Source organism: Acidovorax sp. GW821-FHT10A04, from assembly GCF_059415825.1.
Genome location: NZ_JBWKNZ010000021.1, coordinates 41,759 through 59,175 on the forward strand (window position 1 = coordinate 41,759; position 17,417 = coordinate 59,175).

Sequence of the window (17,417 nt, forward strand, 5' to 3'; positions counted from 1 at the left end):
CACAATGAAAACAAACCTGATTGCCCTCTCGCTCGGCGGCGCGCTGCTGTGCGCCAGCGCGGCCACCCAGGCGCAGAGTTCCGTCCAGCTGATGGGCCTGACCGATGTGTTCGTCGGCTCGCTGCGCAACGCCGGCGATGCCGGCCGCGCCACCGTGCTCAACAGCGGTGGCATGACCACCTCGTGGTTCGGCGTCAAGGGCACCGAAGACCTCGGCGGCGGCCTCAAGGCCAACTTCGCGCTGACCTCGTTCATCAAGGTGGACAGCGGCGTACAGGGCCGCTTCGTGAACGACACCTTCTTCTCGCGCGATGCCAACGTGGGCCTGTCGGGAGGCTTCGGCACGGTGACCGTGGGCCGCGGCCTGGCGCCCAACTTCCTGCCCTCGATCCTGTCGAACCCCATGGGCGATTCGTTCACCTTCGCGCCGCTGATCCTGCACATGAACGTGCCGTTGTTCAACGGCACGGGCTGGACGGCGACCACGCCTTCGGACACGGGCTGGTCCAACGAGATCATCTACAGCACACCCAGCCTGGGTGGGCTCACGCTCAATGCCCACTACCAGGTGGGCGAGATCGCGAACGACAACGGCAAGAAGAACATCGGCCTGAACGCGCTGTACTTCAACGGCCCGCTGACCCTGACCGGCTTCTACGAGCGCGACCAGGTCAGCAACCCTGCCGTGCCCAATACCTACCTGGGCACCACCAAGAGCGACTGGATGCTCGGCGGCGCCTACGACTTCAGCGTGGTCAAGGCCTTTGCCAGCTACGGCCAGGCCAAGGCCGACAACAGCGCCAACAAGGCCAAAACGGCACAGCTGGGCGTGTCCGTGCCGGTGTTCGGCACCGGCAAGGTGCTGGCCTCGTGGGCCCAGACCGAGCTGTCGGCCACCGACGTCTCGCGCAAGACCTTCACGCTGGGGTATGACCACTTCCTGTCCAAGCGCACCGATGTGTATGCCATGCTGATGAACGACCGCATCACGGCGCGCACCACCGGCAACAGCTTCGGCCTGGGCGTCCGCCACAGGTTTTGACGCCAAGGCCGCGCAAGCGGCCTGGCGAGCTACAGCACCAGGATCGCCCGAAAGTCGTTGACGTTGGTGTGCGTGGGCCCGGTGACCAGCAGGTCGCCCAGGGCCGCGAAGTAGCCCCAGGCGTCGTTGCGCTGCAGGGCGTCGTTGATGTCGGCGCCCGATGCATGGGCGCGGTACAAGGTGTCGGGCCCGACGAAGGCACCCGCGTTGTTCTCCACGCCGTCGATGCCGTCGGTATCGGCAGCCAGCGCCCAGACCGACGGCTCGCCTTGCAGCGCCTTGGACAGCCCCAGGCAGAACTCGCCGGCGCGGCCGCCGCGGCCGCGCGGGGCGTCGGGTGCGCGCGGGCGCACCGTGACCGTGGTTTCGCCACCGGAGAGGATGACGCAGGGCTTGGTGAACGGCTGGCCATGGCGCGCCACCGAGCGCGCCATGGCCGCGTGCACCTTGCCCACGTCGCGCGACTCGCCCTCGATCTCGTCCGAGAGGATGACGGCGTCCACGCCTGCCGCGCGCGCCGCCGCGGCCGCGGCCTCCAGCGCCTGCCAGGGCGTGGCCACCAGGTGCACGGCATGGCCTTCGAATACGGCGTCGCCGGGCTTGGGCGTTTCCAGCGCACCCTCGCGCAGCGCCTGCAGGGTCTGGTGCGGAACCTCGATGCCGTAGCGCACCAGGATGGCCAGCGCCTCGGCGCAGGTGGTGGCATCGGGCACGGTCGGGCCGCTGGCAATGACCGAGGGGTCGTCGCCCGGCACGTCGCTGATGGTCAGCGTGACCACGCGCGCCGGCGCACAGGCCGCCGCCAGCCGCCCGCCCTTGATGCGCGAGAGGTGCTTGCGCACGCAGTTCATCTCGGCGATGTCGGCCCCGCTCTCGAGCAGCGCGCGGTTGATGCGCTGCTTGTCCTCCAGGGTCAGACCCTCGCCCGGCAGGGTGAGCAGCGAGGAGCCCCCGCCCGAGATCAGGCACAGCACCAGGTCGTCGGCCGTGAGGCCTTGGGTCAGGTCCAGCAGGCGCTGCGCCGCGGCCTCGCCGGCGGCATCGGGCACGGGGTGCGCGGCCTCGATTACCTCGATGCGCTGCACCAGGCCTTCGGGCCGGGGCGGGGTGTGGCCGTAGCGCGTGACGACCAGGCCCGACAGCGGCGCGCCGTGCGGCCACAGGGCTTCGAGCGCCTGGGCCATCGCCCCTGCGCCCTTGCCGCCCCCCAGCACCAGGGTGCGCCCTCGCGGCGGCGCGGGCAGCCAGGCGCGCATGCCGTGCAGGGGCTGTGCGCTGCGCACGGCAACGTCGAACAGGCCCCGCAGAAAGCCGCGGGGATCGGTGTGGAAATCGGGCAACGCGCCGGCTGGGGAAGAAGAGATTTCAGACATGGTCCCCATTGTGCGTGGCCTCGGGCAGACAGGTGGAAACCCGAACCCCTGTAACGCATCTGTCACGAGCGGCCGGTATGGTCAGCCCCCTAGAAGTGACAAATTGCAACCATGGCGCATCCCAAGCAAGAACGTCTCGACCGCATGCTGGCGCTGCTGTCGCCTGCGGCGCGGCTGGGATCAGGGCCGCTGGCGCGGCTCATGCGCGAAGGGGGCCTGCACTGCGTCTTCCAGCCGCTGGGTGACCTGCGCGAAGGCAGCATCTTTGCGCATGAGGCACTGATCCGCGGCCCCGAGGGCACGGCCCTGCACACGCCCGACCTGCTGCTGGAGACCGCCCGGCGCGAGCGCCTGCTGCAGGACTTCGAACTCGTGTGCGTGTTCACCGCCCTCTCGAACTGGGCCGACCACGGCGCGCCCGGCCGGCTGTTCGTGAACATCAGCGCCGATGCGCTGGTGCATGCCGTGGCCCTGTGCGGCGAGCGCCGCCTGGGCGAGACGGTGCGCGCCTTTGGCGTGAGCGCGCGCATGCTGGTGTTCGAGATCACCGAGCACGAGCGCGTGACCGACATGCCCGCGCTGCGCGAGGCCATCCGCGAGGTGCATGCCTGCGGCGCGCGCCTGGCGCTCGACGATTTCGGCGACGGGCGCTCCAGCCTGCGCCTGTGGTCCGAGGTCAAGCCCGATTTCGTGAAGATCGACCGCTACTTTATCCACGACATCAGCGAACACCCCGAGAACCTGCAGATGCTGCAGGCCATCAAGGGCATTGCCGACGTGTTCGGCACCACGCTGATCGCCGAGGGCATCGAGACGCGCGACGACCTGCGGGCGCTGCGCGACCTGGCCATCCCCTACGGCCAGGGCTGGGTGCTGGGGCGCCCGGCGCGCACCCCGCGCGAGGCCATCGACGGCCCGGCGCTCGACGTGCTGCAGGACCGCCGCGTGGCCGTGCTGCCCCACCTGGGCCAGACCGCGCGCCCAGGCATCCTGCGCAGCCTGATGGTGCTGCAGGCGCCCACGGTGGCGCCCTCCAGCAGCAACGACGAGGTGGCCGCCCTGCTGCAGGGGCGCACCGACCTGCACGCACTGGCCGTGGTGGATGGCCAGCGCCCGGTGGCGCTGATCAACCGCCAGCAGTTCATGAACCACTACGCCACGCTGTACTTTCGCGAGGTGCATGGGCGCAAGCCCTGCGTCGGCTTTGCCAACAACACACCGCGCGTGGTGGAGCTCGACTGCGACGTGGACCAGCTCGTGGGCATCCTCACCTCGCAGGACCAGCGCTACCTGAGCGACGGATACATCGTCACCGACAACGGCCGCTACGTGGGCCTGGGCACGGGTGACCAGCTGGTGCGCGCGGTGACCGAGACGCGCATCGAGGCCGCGCGCCACGCCAACCCGCTGACCTTCCTGCCCGGCAACATCCCCATCAGCATGCACATGCAGCGCCTGCTGGAGAGCGGCACCGAGTTCGTCGCCTGCTATGCGGACCTGAACAACTTCAAGCCCTTCAACGACCACTACGGCTACTGGCGTGGCGACCAGATGATCCGCCTGGTGGCGCGCCTGGCCACCACGCACTGCGACGCGCGCCGCGACTTCGTGGGCCATGTGGGGGGCGATGATTTCATGCTCATCTTCCAGAGCAGCAACTGGCTGCAGCGCTGCAAGCACATCGTGGACGAGTTCGCACGCGAGGCGCTCACCCTGTTCGACGACGGCGCGCGCGCCATGGGCGGCATCCACTCGGAAGACCGGCACGGCGTGCGCCGCTTCTTCCCCTGCACCACGCTGGCCATCGGCGCGGTGCGCATCCAGCCCGGCGTGTACCGCCATGCCGAGGAGGTGGCCAACCTGGCCGCCGTGGCCAAGCACGAGGCCAAGCTGGCCTCCACCGGCGTGGTGCTGCACGGCGGCGAGCTGCCCGGGCCGCCGCACAACGCGCTGCGCGCGCTGCAAAGCGTGCTGGCCGCCTGATGGTCCAGCGCTGCCCCAGGCAGCGCGTCGATCAGGGCGTCTTCGCGCCGTCCTGGAACCAGCGGCCGATGAGGGCGCGCTCGGCGTCCGTCATCTGCGTGGCGTTGTTCATGGGCATGAGCTTTTGCACCACGGCCTGCTGGTAGACCGCCTGGGCGTGCTGCTTGACCAGGGCCGGCGAATCCAGGCGCAGGTTCTTCATCTGCACCTGGGCGCCATGGCACAGGTAGCAGCGCTGCTCCAGCACCGTCTGCACGGCGGCGAATTCGCCACCGGTGCCCGCCGCGGCGGGTGCGGCGGCAGCCGGGGCCGTGGCCGCTGCGGCCTGGGCCGCCGCGGAAGCGGCAGGGGCCGCAGGGGCAGCAGCAACAGCCGCCGCCGGCTTGGCCGCGGCGACGGGTGCCGGTGCTGGTGGGGCCGGCCGCATCCAGACAATGGCGCCCAGCAGGGCCGCCACGCCCACCAGGGCGTAAGGCAGCGGATTGGGGTTGCGGCCGAGCTTGTAGCCGTGGCGCATCACGAAGAACTGGCGGATGGCGGCGCCCGCGAACATCATGACGATCAGCACCAGCCAGTTCTGCGCGTGGCTCCAGAGGAAGCTGTAGTGGTTGCTCAGCATCGCGAAGATCACCGGCAGCGTGAAGTAGGTGTTGTGCACGCTGCGCTGCTTGCCGCGCTTGCCGTGGATCGGGTCCACCTTCTGCCCCGTGCGGATCTGGCGCACCACGGTGCGCTGGCCGGGGATGATCCAGAAGAACACGTTGGCGCTCATCGAGGTGGCGATCATCGCGCCCACCAGCAGGAAGGCCGCGCGCCCGGCAAACAGGTGGCAGGCCAGCCACGAGGCGATGCACACCAGCACCAGCACCAGGCCACCCACGATGGCGTCGCCGTTCTTCTTTTGCCCGAAGATGCGGCAGATGCCGTCGTACAGCAGCCAGAACACGACCAGGAAGGCCAGCGCCGCGCCGATGGCTGCGGGCGGCGCCCAGTCCATGCGCGACTTGTCGATCAGGTAGGTGCCGGCGCTCCACAGGTAGGACAGGGTGAACAGCGCAAAGCCGCTGAGCCAGGTGCTGTAGCTCTCCCAGTAGAACCAGTGCAGGTGCTTGGGCAGCTCGGGCGGGGAGACGGCGAACTTGACCGGGTGGTAGAAGCCGCCGCCGTGCACGGCCCAGAGCTCGCCGCTCACGCCCTGCTTCTTCAGGTCTTCGTCCTCTGGTGGCGTGAGGCTGCTGTCCAGGAAGACGAAGTAAAACGACGAGCCAACCCAGGCGATGGCGGTGATGACGTGGACCCAGCGCAGCAGCAGGTTGGCCCAGTCGAGAAGGTAGTGTTCCATTTTTTTCTCAACCTTGGCGGCGTGGGGGGACACACCGCCTGAACAACCTGCTCACCACTGCGGGCGCTCTGAGCAGAACAGGGGGTCGCGCACCTTGGCAAACCATGCTTGCCGGGGCACCGCTGCGACCCATGGGACCGGTGCCGCAACGGCCGGCAAGATCCCGGGTGAAAGTGTATGCAAAAACTGTTCTCAATTCCAGTCCATCAAGAAGCAATCAGGCCTGGGAATACCCTCGCTGTGGGTTGTGCACCACCGCCTGGACTGCCGCCACTGATTGCAAGAGTTGTGCCGCCACGGCCACGGCGATCACCTCGGGCTCCTTGCCGGGGATGCCCGGCACGCCGATGGGGCAGGTCACATGCGCAAGCTCGCGCGCGCTGAAGCCGCGTGCCGTGAGCCGGCTGGTGAAAGTGGCCCACTTGGTCTTGCTGCCGATGAGCCCGATGAAGGGCAGGTCGCCCTGCTCGCGCTGGCGCCTGAGGCAGGCGGCCACCACGTCCAGGTCCTCGGCATGGCTGAAGCTCATGATGAGCACGCGCGATCCCGCCGCCAGCGTGGGCACGGCCATCTGTACGGGCTCGGAATGCTCGCAGTGCACATTGGGCGGCGGCGCGTCCGGAAAAATCCCGTCGCGGCTGTCGATCCAGGTCAGCGCAAAGGGCAGCGGCGCCAGCACGCGCGCCAGGGCATGGCCCACATGGCCGCCGCCGAACAGCGCCACCGGGTGCAGGTCGGCCGTGAGGCGCCGGGCCAGGGCCGGTACGTCCTGCGCGGCCAGGCGCTCGAATTCGAGGTACACCACGCCGCCGCAGCACTGGCCCAGGGCCGGGCCGAGGGCAAAGCGCATCGGCGCCGGGTCGTTCGCGGCGCCAGGGTCTGCCAGGCGGCGGCGCGCCTCGGCAGTGGCCTGGTGCTCCAGGTGGCCACCGCCGATGGTGCCCACCAACCTGTGTGCGAACACGGCCATCCACGCGCCCGATTCACGCGGGACGGAGCCTTGGGTAGACTCCACGCTCACCAGACATGCCGGTTCGGCCGCAAGGCCCTCCAGCAACAAACGCAAGTTCTCCACTGCCGCCGTCCTTTCGTTACACCCGCCCACCATGCCCGATACCCCGCCAAATCACCGTCCCGGCAAAGGCCGCCACTGGCTGCTGGCAGGCATCATGGCCGCGGGTGCCGCCCTGGTCGCTGCCTGCAAGTCTGCGCCAGAACCCGCACCCGCGCCAGCCACGCCAGAGACCCGCCCTCCTACCAGCACCGACATCCAGGGCGTCAAGGGCCCCGTGCCGGCCAGCGCCGGCTCGGCCCGCCCCTCGGCAGCCGCCACGCCCCGCGCCTACCGGCAGGACGGCGCCACCCACCTCTATGGCCTGAACGCCGAGCGCATCTTCAAGGGCAAGCTGCCCCCGCAGCTGTACGCCATCGGCGTGATCGAGGTGGACATCGACCGCACCGGCAAGGTCACGCGCGTGAACTGGCTGCGCGCCCCGCGCCATGCGCCCGAGGTGGTCAAGGAGATCGAGCGCACCGTGCGCGCCGCGGCCCCTTACCCGGTGCCCACGCGCCTGGGCAAGGTGACCTACACCGAGACCTGGCTGTGGGACAAGAGCGGCAAGTTCCAACTCGATACCCTCACCGAAGGCCAGCTCTGACCGCCACCGGGGATCAGGAACCCCGGTACGTCGAATAGCTCCACGGGCTCACCAGCAGCGGCACGTGGTAGTGCTGGTCTTCGTGTGCAACGCCGAAGTCCAGGCTCACCTGGTTCAGGAAGTTCGGCTCGGGCAGTTCCACGCCCTTGGCCTTGAAATACCCCGCCACGTCAAAGCGCAGCCGGTAGGTGCCGGCGCGCAGGCTGGCGTTGTCGAACAGCGGCGCATCGGTGCGGCCGTCGTGGTTGAGCACCAGGCGCTGCAGCAGCGTGGCGGCGTCGCCGTGGGTGGAATACAGCGCCACTTCCATGCCGGCCGCGGGGCAGCCATTCATGGTGTCCAGAACATGCGTGCTCAAGCCCATAGGGATTCTCCTCAAGGATGGGGATAGGAAAAATGCAATCTGTAGACCAAAAGTGTATACACTTTTCGCCAATCCTCCTATCATGTCGCCATGGAATCTTCATCCACCAGTGCCATCGTCGAGGCGTTGACCCGCGCCATCGTTGAACACCGCCTGCAGCCCGGCACCAAGCTGGCCGAGCAGAAGCTTGCCGACCACTTCGGCGTCTCGCGCACGCTGGTGCGCCAGGCGCTGTTCCAGATGGCGCAGAACAAGCTGGTCACGCTGGAGCCCGCACGCGGCGCCTTCGTCTCTACCCCCTCGGTGGAAGAGGCACGCCAGGTGTTCGCCGTGCGCCGCATGCTCGAGACCGAGATGACCCGCGCCTTCGTGCGCAGCGTCACGCCGGCCAAGATCAAGGCTTTGCGCGCCCACGTGGCCAGCGAGAAGGCCGCCATGGGCACGGCCGACGCCAGCAGCCGCACCGAGCTGCTGGGCGACTTCCACGTGCGCATGGCAGAGCTCATGGGCAACGAGGTGCTGGCCCATCTGCTGGGCGACCTGATCTCGCGCTGCGCGCTGATCACGCTGATGTACCAGTCGGCCAGCGCCGCAGAACATTCGCACGAAGAACACGGCGAGATCGTCACCGCGCTGGCCGCGCGCGACGAGGACCAGGCCGTGGCCCTCATGCAGTCGCACCTCGAGCATGTCGAGGCCAGCCTCACCTTCGACCGCAAGCGCCCTGCCAGCGACCTGGCCATGGCGCTCGCCCCCGTGACCTCCGTTTCGTGAGCAGACACACCATGATCTACGACTCCACCCACCCCTACCCCCGCGACCTCGTCGGCTACGGCCCCAACCCGCCCCATGCCCAATGGCCCGGCCAGGCGCGCATCGCCGTGCAGTTCGTGCTCAACTACGAAGAGGGCGGCGAAAACGCCACCCTGCACGGAGATGCAGGCTCGGAGCAGTTCCTGTCGGAAATGTTCAACCCCGCCAGCTACCCCGAGCGCCACATGAGCATGGAGGGCATCTACGAATACGGCTCGCGTGCCGGCGTCTGGCGCATCCTGCGCGAGTTCGACAAGCGCGGCCTGCCGCTCACCGTGTTCGGCGTGTCGAGCGCGCTGCAGCGCCACCCCGAGCTGACCCAGGCCTTCGTGCAGGCCGGCCACGAGATCGCCTGCCACGGCCTCAAGTGGATCCACTACCAGCACATCCCCGAAGAGGTGGAGCGCGCCCACATGGCCGAGGCCATGGCCATCATCGAGCGCATGACCGGCCAGCGCGCCACGGGCTGGTACACCGGGCGCGACAGCCCCAACACCCACCGCCTGGTGGCCGACTTCGGCGGCTTCGAGTACGACAGCGACTACTACGGCGACGACCTGCCCTTCTGGATGAAGGTGCAGCGCAGCGACGGCAGCGTGGCGCCCCAGCTCATCGTGCCCTACACGCTGGACTGCAACGACATGCGCTTTGCCCTGCCCCAGGGTTATTCGCACGCCGACCCGTTCTACCAGTACCTCAAGGACACCTTCGACGCCCTGTACGCCGAAGGCGACCCCGACGGCGACAACGCGCCCAAGATGATGAGCATCGGCATGCACTGCCGCCTGCTCGGCCGCCCCGGCCGCATCACGGCGCTGCAGCGCTTCCTGGACCACATCGCCCAGCACGACAAGGTGTGGGTGGCGCGCCGCGTGGACATCGCGCGCCACTGGGCCCAGGTGCATCCCTTCAACGACACCACCGTCACCAGCAAGGCCTGACCACCATGGCACTCACCCTTGACCAACTCAACGCGGCCACCCCGGCCGAGGCCCTGCAGTGGCTGGACGGCGTGTACGAGCACTCGCCCTGGATCGCCGAACAGGCCCTGGCGCAGCGCCCCTTCCGCTCGCTGGCGCACCTGCGCCACGCCCTGGCCCAGGCCGTGCGCACCGCGCCGCAGGATGCGCAGCTGGCGCTGATCCGCGCCCACCCGGAACTGGCCGGCAAGGCCATGGTGGCCAACAGCCTCACGGCCGAGTCGACCAACGAGCAGAGCAAGGCGGGCCTGGCCCAGTGCACGCCCGAGGAGTTCGCGCGCATTCAGAAGCTCAATGCGGACTACAACGCGCGCTTTGGCTTCCCCTTCATCCTGGCGGTGCGCGGGCCGCGCGGCGCGGGCCTGCCGCGGCAGGAGATCATTGCCACCTTTGCGCGCCGGCTGGACAACCACCCCGACTTCGAGCGCGCCGAGGCGCTGCGCAACATCCACCGCATTGCCGAGATCCGCCTGAACGACAAGTTCGACGCCGAGCCCGTGCTGGGCAACGACGTGTGGGACTGGCAGGAGAACCTGGCCCAGCACTCGGACCCCGGGTTTGCCGAGAAGGGCCAGCTCACGGTGACCTACCTCACCGACGCACACCGCGCCTGCGCCCAGCGCATCAGCCACTGGATGCGCGACTGCGGCTTCGACGAGGTCGAAGTGGACGCCGTGGGCAACGTGGTGGGCCGCTACCACCCTGCCGCTGGCGCTGACCAAGCCAAATACCTGATGACCGGATCGCACTACGACACGGTGCGCAACGGCGGCAAGTACGACGGGCGGCTGGGCATCTTCGTGCCCATGGCCTGCGTGCGCGAACTGCACCGCGCCGGCAAGCGCCTGCCCTTCGGCATCGAGGTCATCGGCTTTGCCGAAGAAGAAGGCCAGCGCTACAAGGCCACCTTCCTCGGGTCGGGCGCGCTCATCGGCCACTTCAACCACGCCTGGCTGGACCAGAAGGACGCCGACGGCGTGACCATGCGCGAGGCCATGCAGCATGCCGGCCTGTGCATCGACGACATTCCCAAGCTGCAGCGAGACGCCGCGCAGTACCTGGGCTTCATCGAGGTGCATATCGAGCAGGGTCCTGTGCTCAACGAGCTGGACCTGCCGCTGGGCGTGGTCACCTCCATCAACGGCGGCGTGCGCTACGTGGGCGAGATGATCGGCATGGCCAGCCATGCCGGCACCACCCCCATGGACCGCCGCCGCGATGCCGCCGTGGCCGTGGCCGAGCTGGCCCTGTACATCGAGCAGCGCGCCGCCAAGGACGGCGACTCGGTGGGCACCATTGGCCTGCTCAACGTGCCCGGCGGCTCCATCAACGTGGTGCCCGGCCGCTGCCAGTTCAGCCTGGACCTGCGCGCCCCCAACGACCCGCAGCGCGACGCGCTGGCCAAGGACGTGCTGGCCGAGCTGGCCCGCATTGCCGAGCGGCGCGGCATGCGCTACACGCTGGAGGAATCCATGCGCGCGGCCGCCGCCCCCAGCGCCCCGGCCTGGCAGCAGCGCTGGGAACGTGCGGTGGACGCCCAGGGCGTGCCCCTGTTCCGCATGCCCAGCGGCGCCGGGCACGATGCGATGAAGCTGCACGAGATCATGCCGCAGGCCATGCTCTTTGTGCGCGGCCTGAACTCCGGCATCAGCCACAACCCGCTCGAATCCACCACCAACAACGACATGCAGCTGGCCGTGGACGCCTTCACGCACGTGCTGCAACAGCTCTCCGAGGAAACCCCCGCATGACCACCACCCCAACGACCGACTACGCCGCACTGGATGCGTGGATCGACCAGCACTTCGACGAGGAAGTGCAGTTTCTGCAGGCGCTGGTGCGCGTGCCCACCGACACGCCCCCGGGCAACAACGCGCCCCACGCAGAACGCACGGCCGAGCTGCTCCGTGACTTTGGCTACGAGGCCGAGAAGCACGCCGTGCCCGCCGCCGACGTGCAGGCCTACGGCATGGAGTCGATCACCAACCTGATCGTGCGCCGCAAGTACGGCAGCGAAGGCAAGGGCCCGACCATCGCCCTGAACGCCCACGGCGATGTGGTGCCCCCCGGCGAAGGCTGGACGCACGACCCCTACGGCGCCGAGATCGTGGACGGCAAGATGTACGGCCGCGCCACCGCCGTGAGCAAGAGCGATTTCGCCAGCTTCACCTTTGCGCTGCGTGCTCTCGAAGCCGTGGCCCAGCCTGCCCAGGGCGCGGTGGAACTGCACTTCACCTACGACGAAGAGTTTGGCGGCGAACTCGGCCCCGGCTGGCTGCTGCAAAAGGGCCTGACCAAGCCGGACCTGATGATCGCGGCCGGCTTCTCGTACGAGGTGGTCACCGCCCACAACGGCTGCCTGCAGATGGAAGTGACGGTGCACGGCAAGATGGCGCACGCCGCCGTGCCCCACACCGGCGTGGACGCGCTGCAGGGCGCCGTGCACATCCTGAACGCGCTGTACGCGCAGAACCAGGAGTATTTGAAGGTCACCTCCAACGTGGCCGGCATCAAGCACCCCTACCTGAACGTGGGCCGTATCGAGGGCGGTACCAACACCAACGTGGTGCCCGGCAAGGTGAGCTTCAAGCTCGACCGCCGCATGATCCCCGAGGAGAACCCGGTGGAGGTGGAAGCCGCTATCCGCCGCGTGATCGAGACCGCTGCAGGCGAGCGCGCCGGCATCTCGGTGGAAATCCGCCGCCTGCTGCTGGCCAACGCCATGACACCGCTGGCCGGCAACAAGCCGCTGGTCGATGCCATCCAGAAGCACGCGCAAGAGTTGCTGGGCGAGCCCGTGCCCGCCCTGGGCACGCCCCTGTACACCGACGTGCGCCTGTACGTGGAGCGCGGCATTCCCGGCGTGATCTACGGCGCCGGCCCGCGCACCGTGCTCGAATCGCATGCCAAGCGCGCCGACGAGCGTCTGGACCTGGAAGACCTGCGCCGTGCGACCAAGGTGATCGCACGCACGTTGAAGGACCTGTTGGCGTAAGCCAGCCCCCTCGGGGCTGGGCGCGCTGCACACGCCCGGCCCCGTAGCCGCCCCGCCCACACCAAGCGGTAGACCGGTGGCGAACGTCCATCCCTTGGTGGACGGACTGGATGGCAAGGCGCCACGCCCCGTGGCACCATCAGATTGCACCCCCGTGGACCTTTTTTCCGGTCCGCAACACCCCTAGAGTCATGGGCTTGCACCCACTCGTCCTGCCCTTCAGGACTGCGCAGCCATGACCTCATCCCCGACCGATTTCACCCGACCCGCAACCGGCGGGAGCGCCTGCCGGCGGGGGATGACGCGCGCGCATGGGGCGCATACCCAATCGGCATGACCCGGTGATTACGCGCCGCCCGGGCCACCCCTACACTTAACCTGGGCCCCTTTCGCGTGCCGATTCGCGGGCCTGACTTCCAAAATCCTACAAAGCAATAACCAAGGAGCACCTACCAATGAGCATCCGCCACACCTTGCTGGCCAGCAGCGTCGCACTGGCCCTGGCCAGCCTGACCGCCTGCAGCAGCACCCCGACGGCCGTAACTGCCGTCCCGGCATCCGCGCCGGCAGTACAGCAGACGGCAGCGGCCCAGGCCGCCAGCGCCGCCTATGACTTCGACATGGACGTGTTCCACCCCGTGGTGGCGCGCAACGGCATGGTCGCCACCGAACAGGAACTGGCCTCGCAGATCGGCCTCGACATCCTGAAGGCCGGCGGCAACGCGGTGGACGCGGCCGTGGGCATCGGCTTTGCGCTGGCCGTGGCCCTGCCCAATGCGGGCAACCTGGGCGGCGGCGGCTTCATGATGGTGCACGACGCCAAGACCGGCAAGAGCGTGGCCCTGGACTTCCGCGAAGTGGCGCCCATCAAGGCCACGCGCGACATGTACCTGGACGACAAGGGCAACGTGGTGGACGGCAAGTCGCTGTTCACCCACTACGCCGTGGGCGTGCCCGGCACCGTGGCCGGCATGGAGCATGCGCTCAAGACCTGGGGCACCTTGCCGCTGTCGCGCGTGATCGCCCCGGCCATCGAGCTGGCAGACCGGGGCTTCCCCGTGAGCGAAACCCTGGCCAAGATCCTGCAGCAGGAAAAGAAGAACATGGGCAAATGGCCCGCCACCCAGGCCATCTTCTGGAAGAACGGCGAGCCCCTGAAGGTGGGCGACCCGCTGGTGCAAAAAGACCTGGCCCAGTCCATGCGCCTGATCGGCCAGCAAGGCGCCAAGGCGTTTTACGAAGGCGAGATCGCCCAGAAGATCGCCGCAGAGATGGCACCGCACGCCGGCGCCCTCAGCCTACAGGACCTGCGCGAGTACAAGGTGGCCGAGCGCGTGCCCACGCGCGGCACCTACCGCGGCTATGAGATCGTGACCATGCCGCCACCCTCTTCCGGCGGCCCGCACCTGGTGCAGATTTTGAACATGCTGGAGCCCCTGCCCCTGGCCCAGTGGGGCCCCAACAGCGCCCAGACCATCCACTACATGGCCGAGAGCATGAAGCTCGCGTACGCCGACCGCGCCGAGTACCTGGGCGACCCGGACTTCGTGAAGATCCCGCTCAAGGGCCTGACCTCCAAGCGCTACGCCGAGTCGCTGGCCAAGGGCATCGACGGCAACACCGCACGCACGGGCAAGAGCATCAAGCCCGGCCAGCCCCAGCCTTATGAGAGCGACCAGACCACCCACTACTCGGTGGTGGACAAGGCCGGCAACGCCGTGGCCGTGACCTACACGCTGAACACCAACTTCGGCAGCGGCATCGTCGCCAAGGGCACGGGCATCTTGCTCAACAACGAGATGGACGACTTCTCGGCCAAGCCCGGCGTGGCCAACGCCTACGGCCTGGTCGGCGGCGACGCCAATGCGGTCGCAGCCAAGAAGCGCCCCCTGTCGTCCATGACACCCACCCTGGTACTGAAGGACGGCAAGCCCACCCTGGTGACCGGCAGCCCCGGCGGCGCCCGCATCATCACCACGGTGCTGCAGACGGTGGTGAACACCATCGACTTCGGCATGAACCCTGCTGAAGCCGCCGCCGCACCGCGCGTGCACCACCAGTGGACCCCGGATGAACTGCGCGTGGAAAAGGGTTTGTCGCCCGACACCCTGGCATTGCTCAAGCAGCGTGGCCACAACATCGCGGTGAAGCCATCGATGGGCCGTACGCAGACGATCCAGCTGCGCGGTGGCGCGATGTACGGGTACTCGGATCCGCGGAATCCGGATGGGAAGACGTTGGGGTATTGATTAACAAGGCCTGCATAGCGGGCTGCTCCATGACGACAAAAGCCGCACCTTCACGAGGTGCGGCTTTTTTATTTTTAGACAATCGGCGCACACTGTTTATAGCGATTGGAGTGCCAAGAAGTATAAAAAGTAGGAAAACCCAATTAAACCCCGCACTTTAGAATAATTTCTTTGCGCATCGCCTTGCAAAAAATTAGAGAATTTTCAACACAAGCCACATACATGACTAATCTGTATTCCGATTGGCAATTACAACGGTATAGCTACCACAATTCAGAAACATGGCATCCTATAGGATGAGCACTACATGCACCAAGACTGCCAATAAGCACTATTATAATTAAAATAAAATACGACCCAAATATAAATGCAAATTATTCCTTGACACGGATTGATAAAAAATGTAACTTTTCATGCTCATCATCACTATCACTTTGACATGAAAATTAATTCTTTAATAATCTCAAATTTTCGCGGCATTAGCAAACTCGATACAGGGCCGCTTGGTGAGACTATAGTGATAGCAGGACAAAATGGCTCTGGCAAATCATGTATTTTTGACGGAATTCGACTTTTAAAATCAGTTTATGGCGGATACCAGCAAAATGAGTGGCAGCATTTTTTCAATGAATTTCAAATTCAGCCTCATGGCGGATCCACCAATCTCAAAAGCTTGTTCAACGACTCAAGAAAACAATTGGAAATAAGGGCAAACTTTAAACTACGCGATAGAGAAAAGTCTTACATATCGAAGAATGCAGCGGAGTTGCTTGAAGAGACCATTTGGCAATCCGTTCTACCCGAAGCGTTTCAATTCGGAGGATATAGAAAAGCCCTATTTGCAACTCAATTCAGAGAAAGACAACCAGAAGTAACATCGCGATTAAACTCACAACTGCCAGCATTGCTTGAGCAACTAAATCAGCCGGAACAAATCGGTTCAGTAATAATAAATCTTGCCGGTCAGATTCAACTATTAAATTCAACCGTCCTTCAGGTCATATTTTCTACTTATCGGCCAAGAAATATTGGCGTTATCGATTTTCATGGTGCGCAACGCCATTACGGGCGTGAAAACGTTCAAGGCATAAATTTGAATTTAGATGCTGCCAAGCAAAATAACAGTCAGAGTTCGCTCTATAACTATAGCGCAAAGTACAATAACGTAAAAAGCGAGATGGCTGGAAATTTCATTAGTGAGATGCTATCCGAAAAGGCTGGGGCGGAAGATTCTGATGGTGAGCAGTCACTTTCCGAATCCATGAAAGAACTTTTTACTTCATTCTTCCCTGACAAACAATTTCTTGGCCCTCAACCTACACAAGAAGGGTCACTCGCGTTTCCAGTAAAAACTGCCAATGGAACAATTCATGACTTAGATGAGTTAAGCTCAGGAGAAAAGGAGATTCTCTACGGGTATCTCCGCATTCGCAGTTCCGCCCCGAGAGATTCAATAATCTTACTTGACGAGCCGGAGCTTCATTTAAATCCGAGATTAATTAAAGGATTACCAGAATTTTATCGCAAGCATTTGGGCGAATCATTGGAAAACCAATTGTGGCTAGTCACTCACTCTGACGCATTAATTCGCGAAGCAGTCGGCAAGCCCGGATTCAATGTTTTCCACATGCTTCCATGTGGGGTCGATTCTTCTTCTACAACACAGCTAAAACAACTTTCTGCTGGCAGTGATCTTGAACAGGTGATGACCGACCTAGTAGGCGATCTGGCAACATATAGGCCTGGCGGCAAAGGGTTAATATTTGAGGGCGGAGGTGACTCTGATTTTGACAAAACGCTGGCGTTAACACTATTTCCAGAAGATCTTCGTGGAATAAATCTTGTCTCCGGATCGAATAAGGCCAAGGTGCGTGCCTTGCATGAGGTACTTAGCAGGGCGCACGCAAAGGGCGATTTGCCAACAAAGTTTTTTGCGATAGTTGATAGAGATTTTGAATCCTCCAATCCAGACGCCACAGTAATTACTCAATTCTCATGGGATGTTTATCATATAGAGAACTATCTACTGGAACCCAAATATATAGCCGACGCCATAAATTCTTTTAATCTTAACAATAAAATAACAAGTGAAGAGGCGCTGGAAAAACTCAGCACAGCCGCACGACTTGTAGTACCAAGCGTATTAATCCAGCAAATGACAGAATACGCAAATTCAAAATTAATTTCAGGAATTAACCTGGGATTTAACCCGACAACCTTGACGATCAGTGCAGACCTTGGAAGGTCAATCGAAAGGTCATTTGAAAGGATAAGCAAAGCAGTGTCAGAAGATCTTACCGCAGATATGCTCGCAAAAAAGGAAATAGAACTTCGTACAGCTATTGAAACAAGTTTTGGCAGCGGGACATGGAAATCAAATATACCAGGGAGAGATATTTTAAAACAACTAATTTCTACGGAAAAAATACCTACCAATTATGAAGGCTTTAGAAATCTACTTGCCACAAAGATGGCGGCTGATGGCTTCAAGCCTATTGGAATGCAACAAGTAATATCCAAAATAAAATCGGGATAAATTAAATAAACGCCTTGGTTGCAACACGGAATAAAATCTACTCATCCGCCTGCACAATCCCTGACTTTCAGGGGTTTTGCAG

Annotated in this window: 13 protein-coding genes; 9 read left to right on the plus strand and 4 right to left on the minus strand. The window is 64.3% G+C overall.

Annotated elements, in window-relative coordinates; all coding sequences use genetic code 11:
• The first annotated feature begins 4 nt into the window (after nucleotides 1–4).
• On the plus strand, nucleotides 5–1,042 hold the full coding sequence (locus AC07PF_RS30520; RefSeq protein WP_007847906.1) for a porin: 1,038 nt from the start codon (nucleotides 5–7) through the stop codon (nucleotides 1,040–1,042).
• Between the two features lie 29 nt (nucleotides 1,043–1,071).
• On the opposite strand, the gene AC07PF_RS30525 is transcribed toward AC07PF_RS30520, so the two are convergent.
• On the minus strand, nucleotides 1,072–2,415 hold the full coding sequence (locus AC07PF_RS30525; RefSeq protein WP_035201812.1) for a glycerate kinase type-2 family protein: 1,344 nt from the start codon (nucleotides 2,413–2,415) through the stop codon (nucleotides 1,072–1,074).
• 111 nt (nucleotides 2,416–2,526) lie between these two features.
• Here AC07PF_RS30525 and AC07PF_RS30530 point away from each other — a divergent pair, with 111 nt between their 5' ends.
• The gene (locus tag AC07PF_RS30530) at nucleotides 2,527–4,398 is read left to right on the plus strand and encodes an EAL domain-containing protein (protein ID WP_007847911.1); all 1,872 of its coding nucleotides are present in this window, start codon (nucleotides 2,527–2,529) and stop codon (nucleotides 4,396–4,398) included.
• 31 nt (nucleotides 4,399–4,429) lie between these two features.
• Here the strand turns inward: AC07PF_RS30530 and AC07PF_RS30535 are convergent, their stop codons facing one another.
• Both AC07PF_RS30535 and xdhC read right to left on the minus strand, forming a co-directional pair.
• Nucleotides 4,430–5,740 (minus strand): urate hydroxylase PuuD, encoded by a 1,311-nt coding sequence (locus AC07PF_RS30535; RefSeq protein WP_007847914.1) that lies wholly within the window; start codon nucleotides 5,738–5,740, stop codon nucleotides 4,430–4,432.
• A 217-nt stretch (nucleotides 5,741–5,957) separates the two neighbouring features.
• Nucleotides 5,958–6,848: a xanthine dehydrogenase accessory protein XdhC gene (gene xdhC, locus AC07PF_RS30540; RefSeq protein WP_494614408.1), complete on the minus strand. Its 891-nt coding sequence runs from the start codon at nucleotides 6,846–6,848 to the stop codon at nucleotides 5,958–5,960.
• Between xdhC and AC07PF_RS30545 the strand changes: the two genes are divergently transcribed.
• Nucleotides 6,847–7,398: an energy transducer TonB gene (locus AC07PF_RS30545; RefSeq protein ID WP_494614409.1), complete on the plus strand. Its 552-nt coding sequence runs from the start codon at nucleotides 6,847–6,849 to the stop codon at nucleotides 7,396–7,398. The two genes, xdhC and AC07PF_RS30545, sit on opposite strands and share 2 nt — an antisense overlap.
• Before the next feature lie 13 nt (nucleotides 7,399–7,411).
• On the opposite strand, the gene uraH is transcribed toward AC07PF_RS30545, so the two are convergent.
• Complete coding sequence (gene uraH, locus AC07PF_RS30550; protein WP_494614410.1) at nucleotides 7,412–7,762, minus strand: hydroxyisourate hydrolase; 351 nt, start codon at nucleotides 7,760–7,762, stop codon at nucleotides 7,412–7,414.
• Nucleotides 7,763–7,852: 90 nt separating this feature from the next.
• Between uraH and AC07PF_RS30555 the strand changes: the two genes are divergently transcribed.
• The 6 genes from AC07PF_RS30555 (at nucleotide 7,853) to AC07PF_RS30580 (ending at nucleotide 17,335) form a co-directional block, all read left to right on the plus strand.
• Nucleotides 7,853–8,536 carry a GntR family transcriptional regulator gene (locus tag AC07PF_RS30555; protein ID WP_007847924.1) on the plus strand — a complete coding sequence of 228 codons (684 nt, stop codon included), beginning with the start codon at nucleotides 7,853–7,855 and terminating at the stop codon, nucleotides 8,534–8,536.
• Between the two features lie 11 nt (nucleotides 8,537–8,547).
• Nucleotides 8,548–9,516, plus strand: coding sequence for an allantoinase PuuE (gene puuE, locus AC07PF_RS30560; protein ID WP_494614411.1), 969 nt, complete (start codon nucleotides 8,548–8,550; stop codon nucleotides 9,514–9,516).
• 5 nt (nucleotides 9,517–9,521) lie between these two features.
• Nucleotides 9,522–11,306: a 2-oxo-4-hydroxy-4-carboxy-5-ureidoimidazoline decarboxylase gene (gene uraD / locus AC07PF_RS30565; RefSeq protein WP_494614412.1), complete on the plus strand. Its 1,785-nt coding sequence runs from the start codon at nucleotides 9,522–9,524 to the stop codon at nucleotides 11,304–11,306.
• Nucleotides 11,303–12,550 carry a M20 family metallopeptidase gene (locus AC07PF_RS30570; protein ID WP_007847932.1) on the plus strand — a complete coding sequence of 416 codons (1,248 nt, stop codon included), beginning with the start codon at nucleotides 11,303–11,305 and terminating at the stop codon, nucleotides 12,548–12,550. The genes uraD and AC07PF_RS30570 overlap by 4 nt, the downstream gene beginning before the upstream one ends.
• A gap of 455 nt (nucleotides 12,551–13,005) precedes the next feature.
• Nucleotides 13,006–14,799: a gamma-glutamyltransferase gene (gene ggt, locus AC07PF_RS30575; protein ID WP_494614413.1), complete on the plus strand. Its 1,794-nt coding sequence runs from the start codon at nucleotides 13,006–13,008 to the stop codon at nucleotides 14,797–14,799.
• A 439-nt stretch (nucleotides 14,800–15,238) separates the two neighbouring features.
• A complete protein-coding gene (locus AC07PF_RS30580) occupies nucleotides 15,239–17,335 on the plus strand; it encodes an AAA family ATPase (protein WP_494614414.1) in 2,097 nt (698 codons plus the stop codon).
• Nucleotides 17,336–17,417 lie beyond the last annotated feature (82 nt).